Genomic DNA, 13,298 nt, shown 5'->3' on the forward strand with positions numbered 1-13,298 from the left:
CAAAGACTCTGATAGTGCGTGCCGACATGACCAAGATCCGGTTTGCCACGTACAACGTCTGCGCCGAGCACTGCCCAAAACTTCGTGCTTGGTCTTACCGGGTTTCCAGAGTCACAGCGGTCATCAAGTCCAAGAATCCGGACGTCGTCACCTTGCAGGAGACCGGTGGGTACACGCGCCTGACCAGCCTGACCTCTCGAATGAAGTCGTCCGGCTACACACGCGTGAGAGGTGGAAGTTCGCGGTGGATCTTCTACCGCACCGCCACGATGTCTGCCCGCGACTACAAGGGCGCCGCGCTGTACGGAAAGACTGTTCACGTGCAGTACGGAAGCAACGGCAAGCGTCAGGCCATCCCGATCCAGTTGCTTCGTCAGACGTCCACGAACGCACGCGTCCTGGTTGTCAACTTCCACTTGCAGGCCCTCGACTTCACCACCAAGGATCAAGCTCGTTTGTCTGAGTTCAGACAGGTCAGCAACAGCATCGCTTCGTTCCGCAAAACGTACCCAACCATTCCTGTTGTCAAGGCGGGCGACTTCAACTCACTCCTGCACGGCAACACCAGGTACGACTCGGACTCTGCGCGCTGGCGTGTCTACAACCAGATCAAGAGCGACGGTTACAAGGATGCTCGCACGAGCGCCAGAAGCACCTCGAACGCGAGCGCCAGCAGTCTCAACAAGATGAGTGATGACCGTCGACGTTTCCCGCCGTCGTTCCAGCTGGACCACATCTTTGTCCAGCGAAACGCCATCGTCACGGCGTGGGGCCTGCTCACCCGCAACGTGTCGTACGGCAGTCAGTACAGCGACCACGACATGATCTGGGCTGACGTCTCGCTTCGGTCACGCTGACACCTGCATCGCGACTGCCGCACGATCCGGTGACAGTCTGACCTGCCCCCAGCCTGGAGCAGTCGCACGCGAGAGAGCCGACCCGAGTTCATCGGACCGGCTCTCGCGTGGAGTGGAGGTGCGTCGTCAGGCGACAGGGTCACCTGACTCAGGCTCGACGGGTGCTTCGGTGCACGTGTCGGCATGCACCCTCAATTCCTTGAGACTGGCCTTGGCAGCGTTCCACTGGGCCTTGAGCACCTTGCGGTCGGCTTTGACGACCTTGCGAAGCTCAGAGAAGCTGGCGCGCTGGATGCGATTGGACTCCTTGGCCTCGGCGCGAGCAACAGTGCGGGCCGCCTTCGCTGCTGCCCGCGCCTCCGTGCGTGCCTCACCCGTCGAGCTCGTGGCCTTCAGCGCAAGACGGTCGGCCTTCTTGTCTGCGGCCTTCGCCTCAGCCTTCTCATGGGCCTTGAGCTTCTTCACCAACGTCGGCATGGAGCTCTTGGTGTGCGACGTGAATCGCTTCTGGGCAACGCGAGCCTCGGTCTTGGCCGCGTCAACTGCGGCGGCCACCACAGCTGGGTCGCAGCCAAGGTCGCTGTGGTGTGCGCTGGCCGGCGCGGCAAACCCGCCAGCACCGAGGGCGACTGTGACGGTGGCGGCCGCGAAGGCGCGGCGGATGATGTCGTTCAAGGGGTTCCCTCCCATAGTGTGGTCTTCCAGAACCGCTCCAGCGACCCCAGAACACGCGGCGCGAGTGGTTCACGCGACTAGGACCATGGTCCCATGACCCCCGTGATTCGAGCCCGTTTTGAATAATTCAGATTAATTTTTCTCGGATCACCCGGCATCTTGCGGCGCGACTCATTCCTGCGCTCGAGACATCACACCGATGTCAACATGAGGTACTTCCCCTGAGTGCCCACTGTCGTCAACGGCGGGTCGGCACCCAAGCCCGGGCAAAGCCGTAGGCATCAGCGACGTCGGACCTGGAGGCGAAGTCGAGCGCCTCACGCCGGACGACCAGCTCGCTCTGGACCTGATAGACCGCCAACGCGGAGATCACCGGCGCAGTCCACGGGATCGACATCTCGAGGCTGGAGCCGTCGTGAAGGTTTGCCACCAGACGGTAGGGGTCTCGGGTCTCGGGTCCTTCGATCAGCACCACGAGTCGGCGCACCTGCTTGACGTGCCGCAGACCGACGATGACCTGACCGTGCAGGTGCTCGACGACGGGTCGGCGGCCGAGCTCAGGAGACACTAGCTGTCCCTCCAGCGGGCTGACAAGGCCGCTCGTCGTGTCCTGCAGCTCCCAGAACACGCCGAGCTCGCCGTGACCAGCGAGCTCGAACGTCAACGACCCGATGGCCGACTGACGTCGGTCGAGGGTCACCTCAGTGATGCTCTCGGTGAGCAGGAGCCGTCCGTCGAGCCGCCGCGCAGGGACCAGCGACGGCGTGGGCGGTGCCGCCACTGCACGGGGCCTTCGGCGCAGGTATGGCACCGCGTTGCTTGTCACCGACCAGACGGTAGACGTCACAGGGACACCCCGAAGGTCTCGCCCACGCCCATCAACCCCGTCGAGTAGCCCTGCCCGATGGCCCGGACCTTCCACTCGCCGCGGTGCCGGTAGAGCTCGCCGAAGATCATGGCGTTGACCTCGGCCGAGTACTCCTCGATGTCGTAGCGCACCATCTCGCGTCCCGATCGGTCATAGACCCGGAAGAAGGCGTGGCGGACCGCGGCGAAGGTGCCCGGCCGTCGCAGATCGGGGTCGACGTAGACCATCAGCACGATCTTGTCGACGGATGCCGGCACCTCGCGCAGATCGACCTCGATCTGCTCCTCGTCCGCCGTGTCCGAGATGATCTGCACTGTGCCGTCGGGCGACGCCAGCTGGTTGAAGAACACCAGGTGCTCGCTCGACACCGCTTTGCCGTTGGGACCGCAGACGATCGCCGACGGCACGAGCTGGACCGCCGGGCCCCGGGCCTCGACGACCTGCCAGCTGAAACCCACCACCACCCCGCCGGGCGCGGGCATGAGAGTGCTCAGCGCGACATTGGCGCCACTGCGCAGACGGACAACCTCAGGATCCGCCATCAGAGGGCGAGATCCGATCGGTCGAACTTCGTGCGCAGGAAGCGTCCCTGGGCCTGGAGATCCTGGGCGTCGTGGGCATAGATCGCGTGACTCAGCTCAGTGGCAGCGGTCTGGAGGGTGCGCAGCTGCTGCACCAGGTCGTCACCGGGCGTCCCACCGTCAGCACGCGCCTCGGAGGCGAACTGCGGATTGAGGTTCAGGTAGGTGGTGAGGGATGTCGGCAGGTAGTCGGTGAGGAGGCTCTCCACGGCAATCTCCTCCTCGATGCTCGGTGGGTTGGCGTCGAGGTGGTGCAGCAGGGGCACGATGACGTCCTCGATGCGCCCCACCTGCGGGAGGATCTCGATCGGGAGACGGGCCCCTGCGCTGCGGGCCTGCCACCGGAGCCGATCGAGCTGCTGCGACATGCGCTCGACGAAACCTGCCGGGACCGGCTCGGCGGGTTCAGCAGCGTGTCCAGCCTCGTCGGGCCGGCCGAAGAGTGATTTGAACATCAAGACATCACCTTCGCTTCGATGGTCGCCACCGGTCTCCTAGGACCCGAGGCGCGGGGTGCCGCTGCCGTTGGCGCCGGCACTCGAGCGCTCGAGGTAGGGGGCTGCCTTGACCAGCTGGCCCTCGAGGGCCGTGACGGTCTGCTGCATCGACTTGACGGCCTCGCCGCGGAACGTGTCGATGGAGTCCATCGTGGCGAAGACGTCAGTGAAAGCCTGCTCGAGCTTGGCGATGTCGATGGTCGACGAAGCCGCCTGCTGCTGGATCGCCGCGGACTGGGTGCGGAGCATGGCCGCGTTGGCGGCGATGACGTCTGACGTCGTCTGGTTGAGTGCCTGGATCTGGGTCAGGACAAGCTTCTGGTTGGTGAGTGCCTCGGCCACGATGACCGCAGTTCGCAGGGCCGAGAGTGTCGTCGTGCGAGCGCGTTCGACGCCCTTGATGAGCTCGACATTGTTCTTCTTGACCATGTCCATCGCAAGATAGCCCTGTGCTGCGACGGCCAGCTGGGTGAGAATGTCCTGGCGGCGCTGGCGGACGGCGAACTGCACGTCTGCGCGGAAGGCTGTCGCGCGCCGCGGATCCGAGACGTCGAGGTCGGTGAGGCGCGACTCGACCCCGCTGTCGAGACGCCCGAGCAGCATGGCGTACTCCGACAGCGAGCTCATCAGCGTCCAGAGATTCGCGCGCTCCTGCTCGATGGCGGCATTGTCCTTGCGCAGCTCGTCCTGGCTCGAGGCCAGGGCGCGCGTGATGTCGTTGAGCTGCGTCTGCGCACTGACGTAGCGGTCGAAGTAGGCCTTGATGCGGCTGCCGCCGGGCAGGATGCCTAGCAGCCTGCGACCGGGCTTGCCCTCGAGGTCGGCGCGGTTGGGCGTCAGCTCGACGACGGTGGTGCGCAGATCGGCGAGCGACTTGGCAGTCTTTGCCTGCACGCCGACGTCAGACTTGCCGGACGTGCCGGCGAGCGCGGATGACGGGCGCTCAAGCATGCGGTTCGCTGAGTTGGCCGAGGCCGCGAGCTCGGCGGCGCCGACCTGGCTGATCTCGGTGATCTTCGCGTCGAGCTCGGGACTTCCGGGCTGGAGCACCTCGAGGTCGCGGACGTACTGGTCGGCGGTCGCCTCCAGCTGGCTCCGTCGCTCGGTGGGCACAGGCAGCATGCCCTCCACCTGGTCCTCCTGCACGGCAGGGACCGCGGCCGGCGGGGTGAGCGTGATCGGCGCAGCGGTGGGAGGTGTCAGTGGGCCGTCGAGTGAACTCATGCTGACATCTTATCTACGTCAGAACGTCTGGGTGGGGCAACCGCCCGCGACTCTGCGGACGGTGCCCGACCGCAGCGTCAGACGGTGGCACTGACCGCCGGGATCAGGTCGTGGAAGGTGCGACCGTTCGCGATCGAACCGATGGCGGTCATCGACCAGCCCTGTCCGTCACGCACGACCTTGGCCATGACCTGCGCGTTGTGCGTGCCGGACCCGGTGAGCTCGTAGCGCGCGAGCTCGGACTCGTCCGACATGTCGATGAGCCGGCAGAAGGCGTTCTCGATCTGGCTGAAGGTCTGGCCCGTGAACGAGTTGACGACGAACACCAACGTCTGCGCGGCGGGAGCCAGGGCAGTCAGGTCGACGACGATCGACTCGTCGTCGCCGTCTCCTGCGCCGGTGCGGTTGTCACCGGTGTGGACAACGGCACCGTCGTTGCTCTTGAGCTGCTGGAACCAGACCTGGTCGATGAGCGATCTGGACGCGTCGAAGACCATGCACGAGGCGTCGAGGTCGATGCTCTGAGCCTTCGAGCCGAACAGACCCTTCTTGGGTACCGCATCCCAGCCGAGACCCATGCGGACCTTCGTCAGGGTTCCGCCCCCGCTCTTCGTCAGAGAAATCTTCTGGCCCTTGGAAAGATTGATGGACATGCGATTCCTTCGAGTCTGTCGTGCAGACGATGTGTCGACGTTGTGGTGCTGCCAACATATCGCGGCACCCGCGATCTATCGAGACAGTCAGCTGCCGCCGCCAGGGTTCGACAGGTGTGGAGTGTCGTGCGCAAGCTGCTGATGGGGGTCGCCGCCCTTCTCGTCGTCGCACTGGTCGCCCGTGTCGGCCACTTCGGCGGCGCGCCCGGACGTGTCGGGCTACGAGCGCGGCTGCGGCGCTGATCGCGGCTGTGTGTTCGGTCCCAGCTGGACCGACGACCACGCCGGCATCGACGGGCACGACGGCTGCGACACCTGCAACGACGTGCTGCGCCGCCAGCTCGATGGGGTCACGTTCCGCCCCGGAACCCATGACTGCGTGGTGATCAACGCCTCGAAGGGCGACCGCTCCCCCGGCGAGTGGATGCCCATCAACAGAGCCTTCCGCTGCGAGTACATCGACCGTTTCCTCGACGTCGCCCTGGCGTACGACCTGCCCGTGACACGTGCGGACGTCAGATCGATGCGCTTCACCCTCGCCACCTGCTGACGTCATTGTCGGGAGGCATGGCGTTCTCGGCGTGGGCGAACGCTGTCCGGGAGTTCATCTGGACGACGCGTGAGGGTCGGGTCCTCGTCACGAGGAGCACGGACCATGGAGACATGATCCTGCATGATCACCCGGGCCCGATGACGACGGGTTCCCGGCACCCGCAGACGTTCCCCCTGGTGATCGGTCACCGAGGCGCGCCGGGCCACGCAGTCGAGCACAGCGCCAGGTCGTACACCATGGCAATGGAGTCCGGTGCCGACATGGTCGAGCCCGACCTCGTACCGACGGCCGACGGACATCTGCTGTGCCGCCACGAGAACGAGCTGTCACGGACGACGAATGTCAAAAAGGTCGCCGAGCTGCGCAACCGGCGCACCACCAAGGTCATCGATGGCAAGCCGCACACGGGCTGGTTCAGCGAGGACCTGACGCTCACCGAGCTTGCCCCGCTCAGGGCGCGGGAGAGGATGCCGCTCGTCCGCCCCCAGAACACCGTCGCCACCGATGAGCCGCTGTTGACTCTCGATGACACCATCCGGCTGGTGGCCGCGCACAACCGCTCCTGGGGCACACGCGTGGGCCTGTGCCTCGAGCTCAAGCACGCTGCGCACTTCGCCTCTGTCGGCCTGCCGCTCGACGAGCTCCTGCTCGACACCCTTCGACGCAACGAAAGCCTCCTGCCGTCCGTCCCGATGCATGTCGAGGCCGACAATCCTGACGTGCTCAGGCGGGTCACGAGCCGCGTCGACCTCCCCGCCTTGCAGCTGCTCACGAGCTCGGCGCATCTGCTGCGCATCGGTGGTCTGGAGAAGATCTCGTCCTACGCGAGAGGAGTCGCCGTGCGCAAGGACCTCATTGTGCGTCCGTCGGCCGCGAGGTCGCCGCGCCGCGAGTCAGGCCTCGTCGACCGCGCGCACCGTGCTGGCCTCGAGGTCTTCGCGTGGACCTTGCGCAACGAGAACCGCTACCTGCCGGTGGAGTTTCGCATGGGCGCCGAGAACGAGACCGGTTTCGCAGCACTGGAGTACCGCGAGCTGTTCGACGCCGGAGTCGACGCGGTGTTCTCCGACCACCCGGACACCGCCGTCGCTGAGCGCGACCGCTGGGTCGGCTCGCGCCTCACCGGTACGCGTCGAGTCGCGGCAATCGGCTGACCCGTCAGTGACCGAGCGCCTCGGCAACCATCCAGGCCGTGATCTCCTCGCCTGCCCGCACACCTGCCGATGTCGTGACCCGCAGGTGTGGACGGCTCCAGCTCGCGTCGGCAAGCTCACCGTGGCGAGGGCGGACGGCCACGTCTGCCACCTCGAGCAGCTCGGCATCCAGCAACGAGTCGCCGGCCGCGAGCAGACGGGTCGCACCCAGCATGTCGGACACCTCTCGCGCAGCGGTGGCCTTGGTGAGCGCCGCCGGGACGCAGTAGACCTTGCGCCCCTGCACCGAGACGCCCCAGCCGCGCTCCTCGGCGAAGGCCATCAGGTCGTTGACCCAGCTGGCGGGCATTGCCGCGCGATTGACCACGACGTAGCAGAACAGCCCCGAGGCGTCGCGCACCTTCTCGACGAACGAGGCACCCCTCTCGCCGGCGCTGGCCCGGTGGAGCTCATCGAGCATCTCCGCGAACGGTGCACCGGCGCCTGAGAGCCTCTCGGTGACGGCGGCCGTGAAGTCGAGGTCCTCGATGCCGTCACGCAAAAGACGGCCTCCGTTCGCGCACAGCGCGAACTTCGGGGCCGGACCTGGCAGGTGCACGCGGCGGAACTGCTCGATCGTGCGGGTCGTCGCCGGTACGAACACGCCGGCCTCGGCAAGGTCTGTCAGGTGGCCTGCAGCCGTCTCGGTGACGAAGGACAACGGCGCGCCCTGGTAGACCTCGACACACACCAGCCGGGGAGCGTCCTGGTCGGCCTCCAGCAGACGAAGGGTCGCAGAGGAGTAGATGAGGGTCTGATCGAGGTCGCTGACGACAACGGTTCCGGCGGCGATCATGGCTCGACCCGGCGGGTTGTCGTGCCGTCGGCTCCGACGGCTCCCCGCGTGAAGCGCGGGTGGATCAGGCCGACGCAGCTGTACGCGAGGTCCGGCACCTCCAGGAGCTCCACGTCGCGGTCGCGGGCCAGTGCCCGGATGTGCCCCAGCTCGGCGGCCGCGTCGGGGTGCACCAGAATCTTCCAGGGCACGCGGCGCAGCAGGACCCGCGTGGTCTCCCCCACGCCCGGCTTGACGAGATTGACGTCGTCGATGCCGTGATCGGCGGAGATCTTCTCCACCGCTGCCCAGCCGTCCCACGTCGGCGTGCGGTCGGAAGCCAGATGGCCCGGCAACGCGGCCCCGACAGCGTCGGACACGCCGGCGAACTGCGCGACGACGGCATCGACGAAGCCGTTCGAGACGTCTGCCTCGGCAAGGTCGGCGTAGAACTTCGCGCCGTGGAAGTCCTCCGGTCCGATCAGCAGGTCGTTGAGCACCGTACGGGAGACGAGGCCCGAGATCGTCGAGTTGAGGCACGCCGAGGGGATGAGGTAGTCGTCGCGGGTGCCGAAGTGCTCGACACACCGACCGGTGTCGGCGAGCACGGCCAGCGCGGAGGAGAACGTCGCACCCAGCGTGGCGTGGGCCTCGGCGACCGAGGCGGCCAGCTCGCGGGTGATGGCGCCCTTGCCCGTCCATCCGTCGACGAACATCACGTGGGCCGGGTCGTGGTGTGCTGCGAGGTACCTGAGCGCGACGTGGTCGATGCCTCTACCCCGGACGATCGAGACTGCATAGTGCGGCAGGTCGAGCCCATGCGCGTGCTGCGCCCATCGGCGCATCAGCACGCCCACGGGGGTGCCGGCGCGCGCCAACGACACCAGCACAGCATCCGGCCCACGGTCGGCCAGCACCTGCTCGGTGACGAGACCGACCGCGAACGCGACCCGGGCAGCCGACCGATCGAGCGCCGCCGCGAACAGTGCCCGGTAGGCCTCGTCCGGCTGGTACTCGACCGGCAACGACTCGGCGTAGTGCGCTCCCCCGGCCTGGATCGCCTCCTCGCGCTCCTCGACCGGCGCCTCGAGCGCCACGTCGGAGAGGTCCTTCAGCAGCCAGGCCACATCGTCGGGCGCGTACGAGCCGAAGTCTGGCCCACGGAGGGGCTGCGGAAGTCGCGCGTTCATGCGTCGGGGTCCGCAGCCGGGGAATCGGGGCGGTGGTCGGGGATGACAGCAAGGACGACGTCGGGCACGACCTCCGCCAGGCGGGTCAGGAGACCGTCGGTACCCAGCAGGGCTGTGGTGTCGGCGGTCTTGTCGATCACCACGACCACGACATCGAAGGGCTCGGCCGGCGAGAGGTTGTAGGCGTAGCGCTCACCGGGGCCGTCAGCCGGCCCGTCGTGCGCGGCGAAGACCAGCCTGCTGCGGATCGCATAGCCCTCGTGGTCGACGGCCAGCACGGGTGAGCGGGTCGTCGTCGACGTGGTCACCTCGGCCGCCGGAAGCTGCTCGGCCAGTCCGGCTGCGAGGCGCAGTGGTGCGTACATCAGCTCCTCGAACCCCAGGACGTGGACCCGCGCACGATCTGCGACGTAGGGCACCAGCTCGGCGACGATCGCGGGAAGGGCTTCGTCGAGCCTCACACCGTCGAGCGCCGTGAATCCGTGCCGCCCGCCTTCGCGCAGCCCCGTCGGCCACGGAAGGTCTGCCCGGCGGACCCGGCCTGCTCCCGAGGTCGACGGTCCTGCGACCACGGTGGCCTCCATGTCGGTGACCAGCCGCTTGCCGATGTCGAGCACGTCTGCCGGCACGTCGATGCGACCGGCGGCGAGCGCCACCGCGTCGAGAGTCACCCCGAGCTCGTCGGCCACCGCCACCATGCGCGAGCGGTCGGCGTCATCACGCAGATCAACGAGCGAAGCGATGACGTAGCGACGGCGAGGGTGCACGGCGTGCAACATGCGGATGGTGTTCAGCACCGTGGTGCCGGTGGACAGCTCGTCGTCGACCAGCACCAGCGGCCCATCCCCCATCAACAGCCCCCGGTCGTCCGGCAGCAGCAGGTGGGTGGTGGCGTGGCTGTGCTCCTCCTCGAACCCGCCGACCGGGCTGATCCCCGTGACGGGTCGGCGGGTCGAGTGCAGGTAGGGCGCCCGGAGGGTGTCGGCGACCGCGTGCCCGAGGGCAGTGGCAGTTTCGGCGAACCCGAGCACGACCGTGCCCTGCGGTGAGGCCGGGCAGTCATCGTCACGCATGGCTTTGAGCAGGGCGCTCGACGCACCCGGGTCTCCGCGCACGGCACGTCGGAACTCCTCGTCCGGGCGACGAGCCCCGTCGCCAGCCTCGCCGTCGCGCGCGAGCGTGTCGAGGACAAGGCGTCCGAGCAACATGCCTGCGCCGAGGACGAGGCGGGGGTCCACCGGCACGTGCTTGCCGAGCACCGTGGAGACCAGCAGATGCGCACGGCGCGGGTTGCGTCGAACAGCCAGACCGACGAGGTCCTCCAGCGGCACACCGACTGCGCTGTCGGTGGACCGCACGATGACCTCCAGACGCTCCTGCACCCACGCGCCGGGCCAGACCCTCCGCGCGTGCGCGTCGGTCTCGGTACCCGTCGGCGTAGTCATGCGATGGCAGCCGCGAGAAGGTCGACGAAGGTGACGTCCTCAGCCGCCACGCCGAACGCGCGGGACCGCCGGACCGTTCGCTCGGCCCAGGAACGGTGCGGCTTCGTCTCGTTCATCTTGTTTCCGTAGCTTGAGGCGTGCGCGCCCCCGCCCATCGTCCCCCGGCCGAGGATCTCGCACGCGTCGAGATGCTCCTCATGGGTCACGACTGACAGCGCGTGCACCGCCGCGACATGGGTCGGGTGGATGACGGTCTTGCCGGTGAGCCCGTTGGCCTTGTCGAGCACGACCTCACGGATCAGGCCGTCGAGGTCGCGCACCATCAGCTCCTTGCGCAGCGCACGGGCTTCCTGCTCGTCGAAGGGTGTCTGCCTCAGCAGCGGCTTGAAGATACGTCCCTGACTGGGGAAGTACTCCCACACCGGCCCGGTGACGACGTGACCCGTGCCGTCGGCGCGGCCCAAGATGTTGACGACGTCGGCGATGACCTCAGCAATGATCCGCACGTCGTAGATGGTGAGATCACGGTCACGACGCAGCCCGTAGGCGGCGCTCAGGTCGGTGGCACCGAGTCGTATTGCCAGCACGAGGTCTCGGTGGTCGTCGAGCAGCTGACGGATGTCCATCAGGGTGTCGACGCGTGTCTCTCGGTGGACGACCTCCGGCGACTCGATGACCGGCATCATGAGCAGCGGCAGTCCGCTTTCGTGCCGGGCCTCATACAACGCCTCGAGATAGGCGGGACCCGTGCTTCCGGTGAACTTCGGCAGCACGAAGCCCGACAGGATGGCGGCGTGGTCGCCAAGGCTGCCGACGAGCTCGGGGATCTGCCGCGGGTGGCGCACACGGATGAAGGTGAGGGGCAGGTTGTCGGTGTCCTTCCCGTCACAGGGCAGCGAGCGCAGCTGGGCCACCACGTTGGCCTGTGCCGACGCGAGCTCGGCGTCAGCGATGGCATCCTCGAGGCAGACCACGACGCTCATGACGCCAGCGGCGCCCTGCTTGTGCAGGTCCTTCGCGATGGCCGGTCGTGTCGCTGGCATGTAGAGCGTGGCCCCGAGAGCGGCGGCCAGCGTGGGGCTCGCGGCGCTGCGGTCGAACTCTTCGGGTAGCACGGAGAAGAGGCGACGCTCGTCCGCCTCGGTCACATGACGAAAGTGACGCATCACTACCCCCTCGATCGACGACCGGCCACAGCGACCACGGTACCAATCAGCCCCTCGTGCCTCGTCTCGGCGCCGCCCACCAGCATCCGCTCGCTACTTGCGACCCGCCGTCCACCTCATGCCCCAGCCGAAGGCCTCGTCGAGGTCGCGATGACCTCGGACGTACCGCACCTCGCGACGCACCACCAGCTCACCGTCGACGTTCTCGAGCATGGCGATGGCGCACATGCCCGACTTCGGGTCGTGCTCATCGAGGCGCACCTCGACCTGCGGACCGGTCACCGGGTGGAGGGTGACGACCCCGTCTGCGCCTGCCCAGTTCGTGACACCGTCGTAGATGAAGGCGAACACCAGGATGCGCTTGATGGCGGCGACCTTGCCCATGTCGACGAACAGGTTCTCGCCCTCGGCGCTGGTGCCACTGCGATCGTCACGGTCGAGCCAGCAGATGGGCCCCGGGTCGGCTGTGTCGCGCAACGTGTCACCCAGTGCCTGGACGACGCCCTTTGACCCATCGGCGTACTCATACATGCACCCGAGGTCGAGGTCGATCGGTCGGGGGCCCTGTGCCTTCTTGAACAGGCCGCGGGCCGGAGGCGCGCCGAGGTCCCCGTCCGGCCGCGGGTTCCACTTCAGGTTGACCCGCAACGTGCCGCCCTCCCGGCCACGCTTCGTGAGCGAGACGGAAGGGGCGGACTTCGTGAGTGTCACCGTGCCGCTGGAGACCGGCGCCGCGCCGGCCGCGGGCTGCTTGGGCTTCTTGACGTAGTCGATGGCCATGGCGCTCCTTCGTGTGGGTCCGGACGATGCGCGGACGGTCAGAGTTGAGTGACGTGCTCTCTACGTGTCTGCGGCGACGTCGTGACCCGAGGCCGCGTCAAGGGGCTCAGCACCCTCGCGCCGGTTGTGCGACAGCGAGGAGATGAACGCGGCTGCGATGAATCCGACGCCGATGAGCCCGGTGACGAGCTCGGGAACCTCGAACTTGATGCTGACGAGCAGCACCGTCGAGAGCGCCCCGATGGCCCACAAAGCGCCGTGCTCGAGGTAGACGTAGTCGTTGAGCGTGCCCTTGTGGACCAGGTAGACAGTCAGCGAGCGGATGTAGAGGGCGCCCACGCCGAGTCCCACCGCGATGATGAAGATGTCCTGGGTGATGGCGAAGGCGCCGATGACACCGTCGAACGAGAACGAGGCGTCGAGCACCTCCAGATACAGGAACAGGAAGAATGCCGCCTTGCCCGAGGCAAGGATCATTCCCCCGGCTCCCGATGAGGTGGCAGGACCCGCGGCGTCCTCGTCCGACACATCGGTCTCGTCGCCGCCGCCTGCCTCGAACAGCTCGCCGAGTCCGTTGACGAGCAGGTAGGTCAAGATGCCGAGGGCTCCGGAGACCATCACCGTGCCGGGGTTCTCTGCGAGCAGCTGGGCCGTCACGGTCAGGGCGCCGAGGGCAACGACCACCGAGAGCTGATCGAGCTTGCCGACCGAGGCGAGTGGACGCTCGAGCCACGTCAGCCACGTGATGTCACGGTCCTCGAAGATGAAGTCGAGGAACAGCATGCCCAGGAACATGCCACCGAAGGCCGCGATGCTCGGGTGAGCCTCGTGGAGCAGGTAC

Annotated in this window: 16 protein-coding genes; 4 read left to right on the forward strand and 12 right to left on the reverse strand. The window is 67.2% G+C overall.

Annotation, left to right across the window (positions count from 1 at the left end; genetic code table 11):
• Positions 1–857 (forward strand): endonuclease/exonuclease/phosphatase family protein (locus tag H7290_RS09275; protein WP_290513734.1); only part of this gene is annotated, 857 nt, incomplete at its 5' end.
• Positions 858–983: 126 nt separating this feature from the next.
• Here H7290_RS09275 and H7290_RS09280 read toward each other — a convergent pair.
• The 6 genes from H7290_RS09280 to H7290_RS09305 all read right to left on the reverse strand — a co-directional run bounded on the left by H7290_RS09280 (position 984) and on the right by H7290_RS09305 (position 5,355).
• Entirely contained in the window at positions 984–1,532 is a 549-nt protein-coding gene (locus H7290_RS09280; protein WP_290513735.1) for a hypothetical protein, read from the reverse strand.
• A 238-nt stretch (positions 1,533–1,770) separates the two neighbouring features.
• Complete coding sequence (locus H7290_RS09285; RefSeq protein ID WP_290513736.1) at positions 1,771–2,358, reverse strand: hypothetical protein; 588 nt, start codon at positions 2,356–2,358, stop codon at positions 1,771–1,773.
• Positions 2,359–2,375: 17 nt separating this feature from the next.
• Positions 2,376–2,942 (reverse strand): TerD family protein, encoded by a 567-nt coding sequence (locus H7290_RS09290; protein WP_290513737.1) that lies wholly within the window; start codon positions 2,940–2,942, stop codon positions 2,376–2,378.
• Positions 2,942–3,436 carry a hypothetical protein gene (locus H7290_RS09295; RefSeq protein ID WP_290513738.1) on the reverse strand — a complete coding sequence of 165 codons (495 nt, stop codon included), beginning with the start codon at positions 3,434–3,436 and terminating at the stop codon, positions 2,942–2,944. Before H7290_RS09295 ends, H7290_RS09290 begins: the two co-directional genes overlap by 1 nt.
• Before the next feature lie 39 nt (positions 3,437–3,475).
• The gene (locus tag H7290_RS09300) at positions 3,476–4,702 is read right to left on the reverse strand and encodes a toxic anion resistance protein (RefSeq protein ID WP_290513739.1); all 1,227 of its coding nucleotides are present in this window, start codon (positions 4,700–4,702) and stop codon (positions 3,476–3,478) included.
• Positions 4,703–4,779: 77 nt separating this feature from the next.
• Positions 4,780–5,355, reverse strand: coding sequence for a TerD family protein (locus H7290_RS09305; protein WP_290513740.1), 576 nt, complete (start codon positions 5,353–5,355; stop codon positions 4,780–4,782).
• A gap of 114 nt (positions 5,356–5,469) precedes the next feature.
• Here H7290_RS09305 and H7290_RS09310 point away from each other — a divergent pair, with 114 nt between their 5' ends.
• The 3 genes from H7290_RS09310 to H7290_RS09320 all read left to right on the forward strand — a co-directional run bounded on the left by H7290_RS09310 (position 5,470) and on the right by H7290_RS09320 (position 7,062).
• Positions 5,470–5,598 (forward strand): hypothetical protein, encoded by a 129-nt coding sequence (locus H7290_RS09310; RefSeq protein ID WP_290513741.1) that lies wholly within the window; start codon positions 5,470–5,472, stop codon positions 5,596–5,598.
• 10 nt (positions 5,599–5,608) lie between these two features.
• Positions 5,609–5,905 (forward strand): hypothetical protein, encoded by a 297-nt coding sequence (locus H7290_RS09315; RefSeq protein WP_290513742.1) that lies wholly within the window; start codon positions 5,609–5,611, stop codon positions 5,903–5,905.
• Positions 5,906–6,018: 113 nt separating this feature from the next.
• On the forward strand, positions 6,019–7,062 hold the full coding sequence (locus tag H7290_RS09320) for a glycerophosphodiester phosphodiesterase family protein (RefSeq protein WP_290513743.1): 1,044 nt from the start codon (positions 6,019–6,021) through the stop codon (positions 7,060–7,062).
• 4 nt (positions 7,063–7,066) lie between these two features.
• On the opposite strand, the gene H7290_RS09325 is transcribed toward H7290_RS09320, so the two are convergent.
• The 6 genes from H7290_RS09325 to H7290_RS09350 form a co-directional block, all read right to left on the reverse strand.
• Positions 7,067–7,897, reverse strand: coding sequence for a hypothetical protein (locus H7290_RS09325; protein ID WP_290513744.1), 831 nt, complete (start codon positions 7,895–7,897; stop codon positions 7,067–7,069).
• Entirely contained in the window at positions 7,894–9,066 is a 1,173-nt protein-coding gene (locus tag H7290_RS09330) for a cysteine protease StiP family protein (RefSeq protein WP_290513745.1), read from the reverse strand. Before H7290_RS09330 ends, H7290_RS09325 begins: the two co-directional genes overlap by 4 nt.
• On the reverse strand, positions 9,063–10,511 hold the full coding sequence (locus H7290_RS09335; RefSeq protein ID WP_290513746.1) for a phosphoribosyltransferase family protein: 1,449 nt from the start codon (positions 10,509–10,511) through the stop codon (positions 9,063–9,065). Before H7290_RS09335 ends, H7290_RS09330 begins: the two co-directional genes overlap by 4 nt.
• Complete coding sequence (locus H7290_RS09340; RefSeq protein WP_290513747.1) at positions 10,508–11,659, reverse strand: HpcH/HpaI aldolase/citrate lyase family protein; 1,152 nt, start codon at positions 11,657–11,659, stop codon at positions 10,508–10,510. The genes H7290_RS09335 and H7290_RS09340 overlap by 4 nt, the downstream gene beginning before the upstream one ends.
• Positions 11,660–11,770: 111 nt before the next feature.
• Positions 11,771–12,457, reverse strand: a complete 687-nt coding sequence (locus H7290_RS09345; protein ID WP_290513748.1) for a hypothetical protein — start codon at positions 12,455–12,457, stop codon at positions 11,771–11,773.
• A 60-nt stretch (positions 12,458–12,517) separates the two neighbouring features.
• Positions 12,518–13,298 (reverse strand): DUF475 domain-containing protein (locus H7290_RS09350; RefSeq protein WP_290513749.1); only part of this gene is annotated, 781 nt, incomplete at its 5' end.

Origin of the sequence: Aeromicrobium sp. (assembly GCF_014378035.1) — a bacterium.
Lineage (GTDB): Bacteria > Actinomycetota > Actinomycetes > Propionibacteriales > Nocardioidaceae > Aeromicrobium.

Coding starts and splice junctions, on each gene's coding strand:
- H7290_RS09290 (WP_290513737.1), bottom strand. CDS start 2,942: ATGGCGGATCCTGAGGTTGTCCGTCTGCGCAGTGGCGCCAATGTCGCG.
- H7290_RS09295 (WP_290513738.1), bottom strand. CDS start 3,436: ATGTTCAAATCACTCTTCGGCCGGCCCGACGAGGCTGGACACGCTGCT.
- H7290_RS09300 (WP_290513739.1), bottom strand. CDS start 4,702: ATGAGTTCACTCGACGGCCCACTGACACCTCCCACCGCTGCGCCGATC.
- H7290_RS09305 (WP_290513740.1), bottom strand. CDS start 5,355: ATGTCCATCAATCTTTCCAAGGGCCAGAAGATTTCTCTGACGAAGAGC.
- H7290_RS09320 (WP_290513743.1), top strand. CDS start 6,019: ATGATCCTGCATGATCACCCGGGCCCGATGACGACGGGTTCCCGGCAC.
- H7290_RS09325 (WP_290513744.1), bottom strand. CDS start 7,897: ATGATCGCCGCCGGAACCGTTGTCGTCAGCGACCTCGATCAGACCCTC.
- H7290_RS09330 (WP_290513745.1), bottom strand. CDS start 9,066: ATGAACGCGCGACTTCCGCAGCCCCTCCGTGGGCCAGACTTCGGCTCG.
- H7290_RS09335 (WP_290513746.1), bottom strand. CDS start 10,511: ATGACTACGCCGACGGGTACCGAGACCGACGCGCACGCGCGGAGGGTC.
- H7290_RS09345 (WP_290513748.1), bottom strand. CDS start 12,457: ATGGCCATCGACTACGTCAAGAAGCCCAAGCAGCCCGCGGCCGGCGCG.